Raw genomic sequence first — 14520 nt, forward strand, 5'->3', positions numbered from 1 at the left:
AAAACGGTATTGACACTCCGGGTTGGAGTTGCCGATGTTATACACCTTATGCGGCACCCCATGCTCATCTGCTGGCGGCGGCTGATTGAGCATTCGCTCCATCGATCCGACAATATCATCAATATAGGTGAAGTCCCGCTTCATATCGCATTATTAAAAATCTTGATTGGCTCACCAGCGAAGATTTTCTGGGTAAATCCATAATACGCCATATCCGGCCGGCCCATCGGACCATAGACCGTAAAGAAGCGCAAACCCGTTGCCGGGATGTTATAGAGTTTCGAATACGATATCGCCAATAACTCATTGCTCTTCTTGGTCGCGGCATACAAGGAAACCGGATTATCCGTCTTATCCTCCACCGAATAAGGCGTCTTCTTATTTGCGCCATAAACCGAGCTACTGGATACAATAGATGCTCAACCGGCGCGTTCCCTTCATCATAGGAATGACGGCAGCACTCAAGGATATTGTAAAAACCAATCAGATTCGATTGGATATAGGCATCCGGATTGGTGATGCTGTAACGCACCCCGGCCTGTGCAGCCAGGTTGACGACAATCTCAGGCTGATACTTTTCAAAAACCTCATCCAATGCCTTCTTATCTGAAATATCGACCTTCAAGAAGGTAAACTCATCATAATCAACAAGCAGCTCAAGACGTTTTTCCTTTAAACGGACATCATAATAGTCATTCATATTATCGATGCCAACAACACGGCATCTTTTTTCCAATGGGTTTCGAGAAAGATAATACCCAATGAACCCGGCTGCGCCGGTGATCAAATAGGTCGTATTAGAACCTGGCTTTTTGTAGGTCATTCCCCGATAGCTCCTTCGCACGGACTCGTTAAGCAGACTTTTCCAGACCGAATAATAGCTAACACTGGTCGGCTTTATCTCTGCATATTGTAGAAATTTCGTCCAGCGAACTCTATAGGCACACCAATCAATTTACAGCCTTTTTCTTATCCCTTCTAACTCACTCCACGGTGAACAATTTCATCAAAAACACCAGCATCAAATTGGGCCGCATTGAAGAGATGCTGCTTTTAAAGTATTCCATTTCTTCTGATACACATTAGGGAAATTGTATACATTGGCGAGGAGGATGTTGCTGCTATTGTAAAGGGGGTATAAAACCATCGTGATACAGAGAAAAATACTAAAAGGGATGTAGACGGTGCTAATCTGACTGGTTCTAAACAAGAAAAAGCCATTTCTGAAACCCTAAAGGTTATTGATTGATTACCACACTTCTACAATATTTCTCCCGCTTGTCACTCTCCTCCCCCTCATAATAATGAAGCACCGCTCCTATATTCAGAAACCTTAGAAGAACAGAATGGGGATAATAATAGGACACATAGCTACTCCATGGATACTGTTCAGGCTGCTTAACCATTTTCGCAACTACTGGATTTAGATGGATATACCTGCTAACCTCCAGCATTCCTTCTTTATCCTCAATCAGTTTGTCATAAAATCGTTTCTCAAAGACATGCCCGGTAAGACGGTATTTTGTATTATAGTAGTTGGCATAGCGCTTATTAATAAGTGCCATCAGCTTTGAAAGCGGTGTATCCTTGCTGCATATTTGTAGATGGAAATGATTCGTCATGAAGCAATAAGACGCCATTTCAAAAGGATACTTTTCACAAAGTTGTTCGAGAATATGAATAAAGGCTTCAAAATCAGCCGCATTTCGAAAGAGGGGATCTCGACGGTTTCCCCGGCAAACAACATGGTAATAACGGTTAGGAATAAAATTGCGTTTTGCCCTTCCCATTAAGTTTGCCTTGCCATGCTCTGTTGTTTTTGAATGCTCCACCGTCTTAAACGAAAAGCCTCCCAAAGAGCCCCATCCGTGATCTCCTTTTCCCCTGCTAAATCTGAGATGGTTCTCGCAAGGCGAATGATTTTGACTTGAACACGATTACTCCAATTCTGCTTTGCCGTTATCTTTGTTAACATCCGCTGCTGTTCCATTGTAAGAGGGCTCCTGTCTGTCAGCCATTCCAACGGAACCTTCGCATTGGACACTTCTGTCTGATAACGATCATACTGGATGCTTCGTGCCTTCTCTACCCTGGCACGAATATCATCAGAGGTTTCTTGCCGGTTAACTGGCTGATCTAAATTAATGGACTGTAAAGAGAGTAATATATCCATTCTGTCATAAATAGGACCAGATAAACGATTGCGATAAGAAAGAATTTGTTTTTCTGAGCACGAGCAGTAGTGATGATTGGAGCCTAAATATCCACATGGACATGGATTCATGGCACCAATTAATAGAAACGAGGAAGGATAGGTAACAGTGGAATGGACCCTGCTAATGGTTACGATTCCTGTTTCAAGTGGCTGGCGCAGCATATCTAACGACTTTTTTGTAAACTCAGCCATTTCATCAAGAAACAAAACACCTCGATGGGCAAGCGAAATTTCTCCCGGCCTTGGCGTAGAACCACCCCCAACAATCGCAACAGCAGATGCTGAATGATGCGGGTGGCGAAAAGGGACATGATGGTGATATTCTCGTTTCTCTCCCGCTAACTGATAGAGACTCATCACCTCCAGCTGCGCTTTATTCGTCAAAGGTGGAAGAATGGATGGAAAGGTTTCAGCAAGCAGGCTTTTTCCACATCCCGGCGGGCCACTCATTAACACATTATGCTCTCCTGCAGCCGCAATTTCCAGTGCTCGCTTAGCATACTCATGACCAATCACATGACGGAAATCTTTGGGGTAAGGGACAACATCTCGATAAGTTGAATAAGATTGTATCAAGGCTGGTTGAAGAGAAAGACTGCTCTGTCCACCAAGGTGGTTGACAACCTCCTCAATATGCTGAACAATCACGCACTCTAGCCCCTCCAGCATATGAACCGGGATAAGAGGATCACGAGGGAAATAGATTTGCTTGATCCCAAGCTTCTTAGCCGAAATAAGAGTCGGCAACATCCCATCTGCTTTTACTACCGTTCCATCAAGTGACAAAGCCCCAATAAAAGCCGTATCCTCCGGAATCTCGCATTTAATCACATCAAGCTCTTTTAACGCAGCAATCCCAATGGCTAAATCAAACAGCGGACCATTTTTCTTCTGCTCGGATGGAGATAAATTAACGACCACCTTCTGGTCCGTGACATCAGCGCCAAAATGACTCAATGCCGCAATCACCCGCTCTCGAGACTCCTTCACCGATGCATCCGGCAAACCCACAATAATCATCGACTCCGTCCCAGGGGAAATCCGGACCTCCACCTGCACACGATATCCCTCAAGCCCCTTAAGACCAATACTGGATACCTTAACCGTCACAAAAAAACCTCCAAGCTTATTTAATTTTAAACTGAACGAAATGAAAGCATGGTTTAACTTTGTAGGTAATAATAGAGGAAACAAAATAGATGAAGTGAATTCGAAGATACTAGAAAATGAAAAACAAGGAATGAGGGAGCTACTAAAGATAATCATTCGACATAACTACGCAAACCCCTTCAAAAGTCCTGAAATATTTTCAACAACAAGAAAAAAAGGCCCCATACATATAAGAACCCTTCACTCAAGAATACCTGCCCCCTGTGGAACAAGAAAAATCAGGTGGTGACAGGCACAAGAAACCGCCCAATGCAATTCCATTTTACAGGAGATTGATCTTCCGCTTGGCAGAGATGGGTCTTAAATATGTCCTACCTGGTATAAAAACATGGCAACTTTGAGTCTAAAGGGTGGCAATATCCATTGTTAAGCTTTCAATCCATTAAATAAAGTTCTTCGACAAATATCGGGGAGTGACAGGCACCTTTTCTAATTTTCTAGAAGTAAGAAGCCGATGGAATTTACTAATCGTAAGATTTCATCGGCTTCTTCACTTCAGAGATGAGACTTGTCCTAGCCCTATAAGCAAAAACTAATTATTAGTATGCAATCTTTTTAATCAAAATGGTAGATCCTCGTCAAAATCAAAATTGATGAATTCTAGCGGCGGTTCTAACATAGTGGTTATTAGTTGGGGATTTTCCTGTGCTGGCCGACCATCTCCACAACTTGGACATACGACGTACCATTTGTTTCGACTTTCTACTTGTAAATGATAGTTATTCATATGCTTTACAAGTTTATGACCATTTAAGCTGCAGTGTACCTTGACCCAGAACTCATTACACTTTTTACACGTGTAATAGTATTTCGGATACCCTCGTTGAGTTAGGAGTACACGCTCATGTACATCTCCGGCTTCTCCACAATTCCAACATACTTTATGCTCGTTAAGATGATATTCCATGATTAAACGGAACCAATTTTTAAAAACATAGGTTTTGGAAGGTATCATATAAATAGAACCATATTTATGTGCTTTCTCATCAATTAAATTTGTGTTAAAAAGCTCTTCGTTATACATCACATGATATGGGTTATACATATCTTCGGCGTTTTCAGAAATTGTTATATCTGAATGTATAATGCCGGATGCGAGAATTGGGGCTTGCCACTTTGAATCAATTGGTTGCATACTTCCATATTTATCAATAGCGATATCAACAATATCTTTTACCCACTGCTCTGCTCCCTGTGAATGATAATTACGATATTTCGCATCTAATACAACGATTCCCATAGATCTATTATTCTTTTTAAATTTCAGAACGAAGTCTGGTGTAAGGTATTGATTACAAGGTAAATCTATCCTAGGTTCATAATAGAGTTCTACTTGCCATTGCTGCCAAGTAAGTGTAACAGCAAGATTTTGGAGCCCTTTGTGACTTTTACCGAGTAAGTACTCATCTAAGCAGGCAGTCACATTCTTATAACCTTTTAAACTCCAGCCCATTTCATTAGTAAGTAGGTGTAATATTTTATAAAGGATCCAAACCTCGAAAATATGCTCTACTTTCCCTGTACTAATCTGTCGTTGATGTTGTTCAACATATAATGATGCGGAAAGTTCATGCTTAATCCGTTTGATAGCTTGCCATGCAACACGGTAAGTTGGATTATGCAAAAATACTTGAGTTGGTCTTATGGGGAGCCGTTCATTCAAATCGAGTGTTGAAAATAATGGAAACTCCAATAAAGACTCTGCAGTTTCTCGTAACTCATCAAACTCCGCAGCAGCATTTTGAATTTCCTCTTTATATCTGGTAAATGCTCGGAGTTTCTCCAGTTGCTTCAAACGCATAAACGCTTCTTCACTTTGTTCTGCACCATACATCATAACCGGTAATTCGTTATCTAGGAATTCCAAGAGAGAAAAACTATCTGCCGGAACTAGTATTTCTTTACCGTTTATATGAATGCTAGAAATATACACAAAGTCAAATGTATAATCATAAAAATCATCATATCTTGGTGTAGCGACAGCATCTATTCCATTGGTTTGTGGCCGCACTAATCCACGAATAACAATAGTTCTAGATTGATGCTCTGACTGTATTTGTGCTTCTTCACAGAAAGCCTTATAAAATCTAAATTGGGATTGCACATGATTACTACCAAGTAGAATTGTGCCAAAATGGCTATTCGGAACCTGTAGTTTTAGGCCAGATGGCGTCTCGAGAGCGTAGCCTTTAATACCTAATTGCTGTTCCCGTCTATCATACTTTAATTGCGCTCTCATACCATGAACAGATTGATGATGATAATATTGATTACTTTTGGTAAATACGCCATTCATCTCAAGCGTAAGTTCAATGAATTGCATATCTTTTAATCCTTTTGGATTTTCAGTATAGTCCGCCAAAGCTTTGTTTCTCTTGCGAATACTACTTTCTTCATCTAAGTATTGTTCCAGGTCATGGGTCAACATATTATGTATCCTATTGTATGTATAGATATCTTCTATATTTTCAACAGAACCAAGTAATCTTTGAATCTGTAAATCACTTTTACGGAAAAGCGTTTCACGCTCATCTATTACATCACGTAATAAAAACTTCGTTGTAATTTCAGTTAAACCCCTTGAAGCGGCATATCGAATTAAATCTTCTAATAGTTGTTTCATTAGTTTATTCTCGTACGTAGCGACATGAGGTATGAGGGAACGACTTCGATAATTTGGTTTTCCCGGATTCATATATTGTTCAATTTCCATACGCAGATCAAAGCGTCCATAATTATACGGCTTTTTTTTCGTCATATGCCAGTCTAGTACCATATGCGGGTTAGCATCAATCTGTTTAATTGCTATTGTTAGTTTTTTTAATTGTTCTCGCAATTCCATCACAACTTTATTTGAACTCATTCCAACTTTAGCAACATTTCGTCCATCTCGTACAAAACCCTCTCGGATCCTGTATAAATCAGCAATCATCTCTTCATAATCCTCTATTGACAAGGACGAAGGCACAAAATGGATAGTAGCAAAATTATTAGAAAGCCCATTTACTGTCCAGTTTAACTTTGCTGTGCCTGCATTTGTTATTCCAGCTAGAACACTAGATTCTTCATAAAGATAATAGCCCTTACGCTTCTTATTTGAAAATAGCGTTGGTTCAAACCATATATCCTTATCGGAATCATAGATAAAATCATGACAACATTTCCCATCAGGTGAAGCGATAGACACTTTTTCCACATTATTTTTCTTATAAACGAAACGCACACCAATTTGTCGCATGAACTTTTCATTTTGACCGCGATAATGGTTTGGAATAACCCACTCTTCTTTGTCTTTTCTTGCAATTTTATCGCCAATGTCTACAGATTTTATCGGGAGTAGTTTTTGGTTCGGGTTAACTCTATGGTCATACCACACCTTAATCATGAAAAATTCTACACACATGCCCTATCAACTCCAATATGAGTATAAGCCTGTTTGTTCAAATCTTTGCTGCATTTTTTCGAGCTTTCTCTTACTTAACAACTCATCTTTAACATGTCGCTCAACAACCTCTATTAATCTAGCAATTAGCTGCTCATCATCTACCATTTCATGAATCCTAGGTAAAAGTTTCATTATTGTAATATCATCCGATAGTTGCTTAGTAGAAACCCCTAACTTTTTGGCAGCTACATAGTACAATAGTATATGTCTTTCTACACGCTCATTATATTCAATATGCCAATTTTTAAGTTCTTGTTTTATATCATTTATTGCTTCATACAACTCATTAGAGATTCTTGGTGTTTCGGTTATATTGGTTATAAAATACTGCGCTGAAATATCGTACCTCCCAATTTCCGGAACGAGCGCTATTTCTTCCCTTTCCTGATAATGAAGCGGAATGACGAAGCTACGGTCAATTACTTTTGGGCTTAAAGCTTGTACAGCACCATCTACATTCATTGTTCCTATGATACGAACATTTTGAGGAATATTAAGAACTGGTGCATAGCGTTTTAAATTCTCAAATCTAGCAATCATCTCATAATGGCCTAGCGAATCCATCTGAATCTTTCTTAGTGCTTCATCAATTTCTAGTGTTTCTTCTTCAAATTCAGATATTTTTTGAATGAACCATTTTATTTCATTCATATTTTGGTCATATTCAAAGTCACTATATAAACGAAGTTTTCCATCTTCCAATTCCCTAATACTAAGTACATCAGCTAAATAGTATTCGATTTGTGCAAGGTTCATTTCATCTAAACATATAAAGTATAGCTGATCCTCGTTTTGCTGCGCTTCAATAAGACAATCTAAAAATGCAGAAGGCACATATAGCTTTCTAATAGGATTATAAAAACCAAGTAAATCTTGTTTATCAGTCCAACTTGGCTGAACAGGAATTATTTCGCACTTCGCATTAATAATCGACGCTAGTTGCTTCACAATTGTTGTCTTTCCAGTACCTGAGGGACCAGACAAGATAATCATTTGCTCTGTCATTAGTGCTAGTATTAGCTGACGTAATGTTTTTTTCTCATAATGATAACCACGAGCACTAAGTTGCGCTTGGATACCATTAAGTAACTCCAAAAGTGATGTTGGTGTCTCTAGAAATGTTTCATTTAACATTTCCGTTTGTACTGCAGATTGGCTCTCTAATACAAAGCCTAGTTTTTTGAGTTTTTCCTGAAGTGAATATAGATTTACTTTCGTTTTTTCCAAAAGGTCTTCCTGCTGTTTCATAATTGATAGCTGTTGATTATATTCCTCTAATTTTATATTAAGATTCTCTATATCGTTTTCTATTTTAGATTTTATGATATCTGCAGCAACATCAACAAATCGGCTTTCTCCATCTTTATATAGTGATGGTTTTGCTAAAGCGATAATACCTAAGTCCTCTTTTCTCATTCCAATTAATTCAAAAATTTCATCAGTATCTTCAATTTGATATACTTCATTATAGTTAGTATTAAATATATTTCCTTTTTTTACCTCAACATCAAATTCAGTGAGTGCAACTTTTGCAATAACTAATGTACCATCCTCATATGTTGTAGCCTTTTCCTTTGTTCGACAATAAATAGATAGAGGACGACTAAAATCACTAAAAATTCGAGACTCCAAAATTATTCCTGTATATGGGTTGATCAATTGTTCAATAAAGAAAAATGGTTTTTCTTCAAAAGGATTCCTTACACGTCCAACAAGCCATAAATCTTCTAATTTTGCTCTATTCAATATGTATGCTTCTCTATTTTTAGGAGATAATTCTGCAAAAGCTTCAATAGTAATAGTCTCAATCATCTATAACCCCCCCAAACGGTATATTATTATTTTATTATAATATCAATATCAACTTCTTGTACAACCAATCTTAGAAAAGATGTCTTTATTATGAATCCGCTTACAATTTGAATTATCGAAGCTCTAAAAAACAATATATTACTGGTATTTTTTCTTACGCACTTAGATACAGCACTAATTAAGGTGATGACAGCTCCTTTTCTTTGTTTTTAATTTATATATTTGTTCAAAAGTTGGAACAATCTTTGCCACTGTCCTACTCCCTAAAAACTCCTTACTTCTTCCATTCGTCATTTACCTTATTAACAATCGCCTGCATATTTTCATGCAATTCTACTTCTTGTATGTCTATCTCCGTTTCATATCCTTGTTCTTCATTAGGTGAATCTATTTGTCCAAATTCTCCCCCAAAATAATCGCCTCTTTTTCTTAAAATAATATTCACCTGTTGACAAGCTTCCTCAAATGTTGGTAGTTTTCCCGCTTCTATGACATCAATTTTATTTCGTACATACATTTGAATCTTTTTAATAACACTCTCGTTTGTGATGCCCCATCCTTCCGCCCCAAGATAAAGGTCTCCATCTTTTAGCAGAATGTCACAGCTAGAGTGGATAATCGGCTGATTTCCTTTAAAAATCAACATGGCACCACATAAATAATCAGCAGGTTTTATTTCGATATTTGGATGTTGGTACAAAAGTATTTTTTCAATCATTATTTACTCCTAAATAATTCATATTTATTATTTAAATATAACATATAAGTTCTGATTGAAGTTAATATTACAAATTTACATAACCGGAGGGTGAATACAACGTGATTAACTTTGCCACGATTCACGAAGATAAACTAACAAGGTTTCAGCGAAACCACTATATTATTAGTATCTCAGACTTACATAATAAGTCATCGATTGGACATGAGGATATTCATAATGAAGAACATATTACAATTGAGACAATAAAGAAAATATTTCCTCATGCTTCAACAGAGACCGTTGCAGGGCTTTTGTTATTATCTATTAAACTAAAAATAATTGAAGGAGAAACACAATTTTTATTAACTTTCACCGATGAAACAAAACCTGAATCTCTGGATTTACTAAACGGCTTAATAATCGCGTTTCAATTAGAAGCAACAACCGAGGACCAGCAAAGAAATTTTGAAATCTTACGTACATATGCAGGCAAATGGACAAAAGCAATCTGCCGAAAGAAAAGTAATATTAGCAGAATAAATAGTGCATACTATGCTTCCCAACTCTTTGATAATTCACCAAGGAGAGACTAGGTAATGGCAAAAAACATTGTAATATCATTCACAGGGCACCGACCTGAGCAATTAGGAGGATTTAATTTTCATCATCCCATTAACCTAGCAATCGCCTCCAAAATTCACAAAAGACTGCTCTATTATTTAGAACAGGAAAAATCTGTTCATGCAATTAGCGGCATGGATTTGGGGGCCGATCAAATTTTTGCTTTAACAGTTCTTAAACTAAAGAAACAGGGATACTCTATTGCATTAGAAGCAGCCATCCCTTGCGCTAATCAGCCGGATGGGTGGCCAAAAGAATCCAAAAAGATATGGCAAGACATTTTGGATCAAACAGATACAATAACGAATCTCAGTACAGAGGATTATAGTCCACAACTGATACATAAACGCAATATGTACCTAGTAAACCGCTGCGACGAAATCATCGCTGTTTTTAACGGAAAACGCGGCGGTACCGGTAATACGATTCGCTATGCCAAAAAACGAAACAGACCTATATTCCTAATAGATCCGCGCAGTTTGGTGATTCCTGTTCAAGGTGATTTACTAACTTCTGATTGTGATATTTTAATGCATCAAACCAACTGTTTATGAAAAAAAGAAATTAAGTGTTCGATATCTGGAAAGAGTTAATCAACTATTTATCTGCAGTGACGGACCCTGTAGTAATATCGCAAATCTAAGAGGGATGATTTATTTAACACTCCAAGAATTGCACGCTGAGTCAGTATGCAATCTTAATTCATTTTTAGAACATAGCGGTAAATTAGAAGATCTAAAGTAGCTGAAATATGATTCACGTATATATAAGCGGGATGGATAAAAAAATGAAGGGATGTATAATTTTGCGTTACGTTATCTTGGCTATAAGTATTTGGATGATGGTAGGATTCCTATCCACTATGAAAATGATATTAATAGATAAGACATATCAAAAATATTGTAAAATAGTAAAAGAGCCTGAAAAACCCGACTCTATAATTAAATACATAATGGTAGGTACTTTAGCTGGTTTTATCTCCCTAATATATGAAATATTCAGGAATGTTTATTTCAATAAAAACCAGAAGGGGGAATAGTTGTTTATTTACAAAGTGATAATCTTGGAAAAGGTGCCTTAAAACTGCCACTAATCCTGGATTCGTGGAGTCATACACCACATTAATATTGTGGAATAATTTAGATTATTATATAATTAAATTGTTAGTAGTGTTGTCATGGTAAAAGGACTGCTGGGATAGCAGTCCTTTCTCCATTTATAAGACTATTTCTTCTTCTCTTTCATCTTTTCCCACACACATTCTTCTGATTCTTACTTCAAAGATTACAGCGTGGCAACATTGATATAAATATACAGCGTAATCCATCTCAAAAAAGTGGGTATTACCCGAACCGATCTATTACGACCCAAAAACCACATGAAAGCCCTCAAATGCACTCCGTATCAGATTCTTATACAGCGCTTAGTCCAAGAAGGACGGACTTTAAAAAAAATGCAGCTTCATGCCGAGAAAAGGGGTATAAAGGATCCATATCTACTTTGAACACCTTGTTTGCACGAGCACGCAGAAATCCAATAAGAGAACAACCGTTATTCCTTCATCAAAAACTCCTAAAAGTATTCCAAGTCACGAGGGAAGAACCCTAAGTAAAAAAGTGACCCATTGAGGTGCTTGCCTGGAAAAACAACACCTTCAAATCGCCACTGATAAAATTCAGTCCAACCGGAACCGATAGCAGCCACCTGTTGCAAATTCCATGTAACAATAGGCAGGTAACAGGCACCTTTCCTTTTTACTTTACAAGACACCACTACATGTTATACTTATATTAGTGAGTTAGTATAGGTGACTTGCTCCGACGTAACGGCATTTCTTAAAACGTATCGAGTTTTGAAGATTATCATTGATTAGATCAAGCTTGAACGGAGAACGGCTAAGAAATAGATAAGAAATGACAAATAATATTACGGCTGCCATCCCCCTAAGGCTTAGTACGGGGCAACCTATTTATCATTCAATTTTCAAAAGAGTCTGGTCTACATAATCAGGCTCTTTTTTATAGGTTTTTTATAGGAGCAACTAGAAGGAGCAACTAGACATGTATACTATTGAATGGGCGAGAGAATTTAATGGTTTCGAAAAAAATGAACAGTTCGATTTACAAAAGTTTGTTGTTTTTTACGAAGAGTACATAACTAATAGAGTATATAGTTACAAGACTGATAATAAAAGGATTCCATCGTTTATGATTGATTCCCGACCAGACCAATTGCCACATTTATTGGGATTACAAAAATGGAACAACCTTTCTGTTCAACAGGCTTCAAAGCAATATGAGCAACTATCAAATGGTAAATGGGATATGTCTTTTTTAGCTAAGGCAGATAAAGGAACATATAAAGAATATAAAAGCCGTATTGAATCTATGCCTTATTTATATAGGATGTTGCACGAATGCAAATGTGAAATTATGCACATACATCCCGTGATAGATAGCCCCTTTAAAAGACGAAATATTCAAATGATCTTTGAAGAAAAATCCCTCAAATTGTTTCATGTTTTAGAATTAAGACAAAAGAATATACTTAATGATGATCGAAGAATCTATGTTCCTGCCAGCTTTACTGTTTATAGAAAAAATTCAAAAGCTCTAGTGGGCAAACATACAAAATTAAATATTAAATCAATCTCTTATTCAAATAATAGTAAAGAGGTTGTTTTGTCACATTAAGCGCAACAGTTAGTCCTTAAACTCCCCATATGCTCTTCTCTAACCAAGACAATTTTCTTGCTCAACCAAGTGATACCATCTTCAGGTGTCACTTGGTTGAAATTCGTTGGTTAAGGCACCAATCTATTAAATTTTGAAGTTCTTCGACAAATATCGGGGAGTGACAGGTACCTTTTCTTTGCCCCCTATGGAACAAGAAAAATCAGGTGGTAACAGGCACGAGAAACCGCCCAATGCAATTCCATTATACAGGAGGTTGATCTTCCGCTTGGCAGAGATGGATCTAAAATATGTCCTAACTGGTATAAAAACATGGCAACTTTGAGTCTAAAGGGTGGCAATATCCATTGTTAAGCTTTCAATCCATTAAATTAAAGTTCTTCGACAAATATCGGGGAGTGACAGGCACCTTTTCTTAAATACTCCCCTATTCGAATCATGCCTCTCCACTCCAATTCAATTGTCGCTTTGAGACCATTATCCGTTAATTTTGGGGAATTTTGAAACCGTTTATATTGGGGATTTTATCACCGTTGTTAACAGATCCCCCGCTCTTCTATCACTTCACATCATAATACTCACAATACCAATCCGCGAACCTTTGCAGCCCATCCCCAATCGAGGTGCTTGGCTTAAATCCAAACGCCTTCTCTAGCGGTTCTGTGTCCGCAAAGGTCGCATACACATCTCCCGGCTGCATCGGAAGGAATTCCTTCTTCGCGACAATCTCGCTACCTGCTGCTTTACTGAGCGCCTTCTCAAGTGTCTCGATGAAATACATCAATGGCTCTGGGCTGGAGTTGCCGATGTTGTACACCTTATGCGGAACTCCATGCTCATCCGCTGGCGGCGGCTGATTCAGCATCCTCTCCATCGAACCGACGATGTCATCCACATACGTGAAGTCCCGCTTCATATCGCCATGATTGAAAATCTTAATCGGCTCGCCGGCAAAGATTTTCTGCGTGAACCCATAATAGGCCATATCTGGGCGTCCCATCGGACCATACACCGTAAAAAAACGTAAACCTGTTGCAGGGATATTGTAGAGGTTTGAATAGGATCTAGCCAATAACTCATTTCCTTTCTTCGTGGCAGCATATAAGGAAACGGGATCATCCGTCTTATCCTCAACCGAATAGGGCGTCTTCTTATTCGAGCCATAGACCGAGCTGCTGGAGGCATATAATAAATGCTCCACCGGCGTGTTCCCTTCATCATAGGAATGCCTGCAACACTCCAAAATATTGTAAAAACCAATCACATTTGAGAGGATGTAGGCATCCGGATTCGTAATGCTGTAACGCACTCCTGCCTGCGCTGCCAAATTAACTACAATCTCAGGCTGATACTTTTCGAATACCGCTTCCACTGCCCTCTTATCTGAAATATCAACCTTCAAGAAGGTGAATCTTTCATATCCAGAAAGCAGCTCAAGACGCTTCTCCTTTAGACGGACATCATAATAATCATTCATATTATCGATGCCAACAACTCGGCATCCCTTTTCCAACAGATTATGAGACAGATAGTACCCGACAAACCCGGCAGCGCCGGTTACAAGGTACACTTTATGAGGGTCTGGCTGCTTGTAGCTCATTCTCCACTAGCTCCTTCGCACGGACTTTCTGAAGACCTTCTGTCAACGGAGTGACTCTGGTCTGCTATATCTCCTCTAAAGTATATTTATTCCATCCGAAGAACACTATAGGCGCCTTCCTCAATTATCAGCCCATTTTCATATAAAAGCTTTAGGTAGATTTATGGTTAAAGGCCTTTCTAGGGGATTGGGAGATTGAGAGTGATTTCACAAAAAAGCATATTACATAAAAGTACCATGAATAAATAATGCGTTAAACAACTT

At 38.1% G+C, this 14520-nt stretch carries 10 protein-coding genes and 1 pseudogene; 4 read left to right on the forward strand and 7 right to left on the reverse strand.

The features are described 5' to 3' along the window. Positions 1-15: 15 nt before the first annotated feature. The 3 genes and pseudogenes from ACY8DX_RS19820 to ACY8DX_RS19830 all read right to left on the reverse strand — a co-directional run. Positions 16-823: pseudogene (locus ACY8DX_RS19820) on the reverse strand (NAD-dependent epimerase/dehydratase family protein); the annotation flags it as partial. 415 nt (positions 824-1238) lie between these two features. Next, on the reverse strand, positions 1239-1790 hold the full coding sequence (locus tag ACY8DX_RS19825; protein WP_462406991.1) for an REP-associated tyrosine transposase: 552 nt from the start codon (positions 1788-1790) through the stop codon (positions 1239-1241). After that, a complete protein-coding gene (locus ACY8DX_RS19830; RefSeq protein ID WP_462405904.1) occupies positions 1790-3325 on the reverse strand; it encodes a YifB family Mg chelatase-like AAA ATPase in 1536 nt (511 codons plus the stop codon). The genes ACY8DX_RS19825 and ACY8DX_RS19830 overlap by 1 nt, the downstream gene beginning before the upstream one ends. Positions 3326-3365: 40 nt before the next feature. On the opposite strand from ACY8DX_RS19830, the gene ACY8DX_RS19835 reads away from it, so the two are divergent. Then, positions 3366-3614 (forward strand): hypothetical protein, encoded by a 249-nt coding sequence (locus ACY8DX_RS19835; RefSeq protein ID WP_462405905.1) that lies wholly within the window; start codon positions 3366-3368, stop codon positions 3612-3614. 330 nt (positions 3615-3944) lie between these two features. On the opposite strand, the gene ACY8DX_RS19840 is transcribed toward ACY8DX_RS19835, so the two are convergent. The 3 genes from ACY8DX_RS19840 to ACY8DX_RS19850 all read right to left on the reverse strand — a co-directional run bounded on the left by ACY8DX_RS19840 (position 3945) and on the right by ACY8DX_RS19850 (position 9360). Continuing rightward, positions 3945-6770: a nuclease domain-containing protein gene (locus tag ACY8DX_RS19840; protein WP_462405906.1), complete on the reverse strand. Its 2826-nt coding sequence runs from the start codon at positions 6768-6770 to the stop codon at positions 3945-3947. 24 nt (positions 6771-6794) lie between these two features. Next, positions 6795-8642: an AAA family ATPase gene (locus ACY8DX_RS19845; protein ID WP_462405907.1), complete on the reverse strand. Its 1848-nt coding sequence runs from the start codon at positions 8640-8642 to the stop codon at positions 6795-6797. 274 nt (positions 8643-8916) lie between these two features. Next, positions 8917-9360 (reverse strand): hypothetical protein, encoded by a 444-nt coding sequence (locus tag ACY8DX_RS19850; protein ID WP_462405908.1) that lies wholly within the window; start codon positions 9358-9360, stop codon positions 8917-8919. Positions 9361-9461: 101 nt separating this feature from the next. Here ACY8DX_RS19850 and ACY8DX_RS19855 point away from each other — a divergent pair, with 101 nt between their 5' ends. From ACY8DX_RS19855 to ACY8DX_RS19865, 3 genes are all read left to right on the forward strand, one after another. Then, entirely contained in the window at positions 9462-9935 is a 474-nt protein-coding gene (locus ACY8DX_RS19855; RefSeq protein ID WP_462405909.1) for a hypothetical protein, read from the forward strand. A 3-nt stretch (positions 9936-9938) separates the two neighbouring features. Further along, entirely contained in the window at positions 9939-10517 is a 579-nt protein-coding gene (locus ACY8DX_RS19860) for an SLOG family protein (RefSeq protein WP_462405910.1), read from the forward strand. Positions 10518-12023: 1506 nt separating this feature from the next. Beyond that, positions 12024-12656: a PBECR4 domain-containing protein gene (locus ACY8DX_RS19865; protein WP_462405911.1), complete on the forward strand. Its 633-nt coding sequence runs from the start codon at positions 12024-12026 to the stop codon at positions 12654-12656. 559 nt (positions 12657-13215) lie between these two features. Here the strand turns inward: ACY8DX_RS19865 and ACY8DX_RS19870 are convergent. Further along, positions 13216-14256, reverse strand: coding sequence for a GDP-mannose 4,6-dehydratase (locus ACY8DX_RS19870; RefSeq protein WP_462405912.1), 1041 nt, complete (start codon positions 14254-14256; stop codon positions 13216-13218). Between the last annotated feature and the right edge of the window lie 264 nt (positions 14257-14520).

Source organism: Gracilibacillus sp. Marseille-QA3620, from assembly GCF_054950035.1.

Bases quoted from the DNA above. Each gene is read 5' to 3' on its own strand.
- ACY8DX_RS19825 (WP_462406991.1), bottom strand. From the start codon at position 1,790: ATGGGAAGGGCAAAACGCAATTTTATTCCTAACCGTTATTACCATGTT.
- ACY8DX_RS19835 (WP_462405905.1), top strand. From the start codon at position 3,366: ATGAAAGCATGGTTTAACTTTGTAGGTAATAATAGAGGAAACAAAATA.
- ACY8DX_RS19840 (WP_462405906.1), bottom strand. From the start codon at position 6,770: ATGATTAAGGTGTGGTATGACCATAGAGTTAACCCGAACCAAAAACTA.
- ACY8DX_RS19845 (WP_462405907.1), bottom strand. From the start codon at position 8,642: ATGATTGAGACTATTACTATTGAAGCTTTTGCAGAATTATCTCCTAAA.
- ACY8DX_RS19850 (WP_462405908.1), bottom strand. From the start codon at position 9,360: ATGATTGAAAAAATACTTTTGTACCAACATCCAAATATCGAAATAAAA.
- ACY8DX_RS19860 (WP_462405910.1), top strand. From the start codon at position 9,939: ATGGCAAAAAACATTGTAATATCATTCACAGGGCACCGACCTGAGCAA.
- ACY8DX_RS19865 (WP_462405911.1), top strand. From the start codon at position 12,024: ATGTATACTATTGAATGGGCGAGAGAATTTAATGGTTTCGAAAAAAAT.
- ACY8DX_RS19870 (WP_462405912.1), bottom strand. From the start codon at position 14,256: ATGAGCTACAAGCAGCCAGACCCTCATAAAGTGTACCTTGTAACCGGC.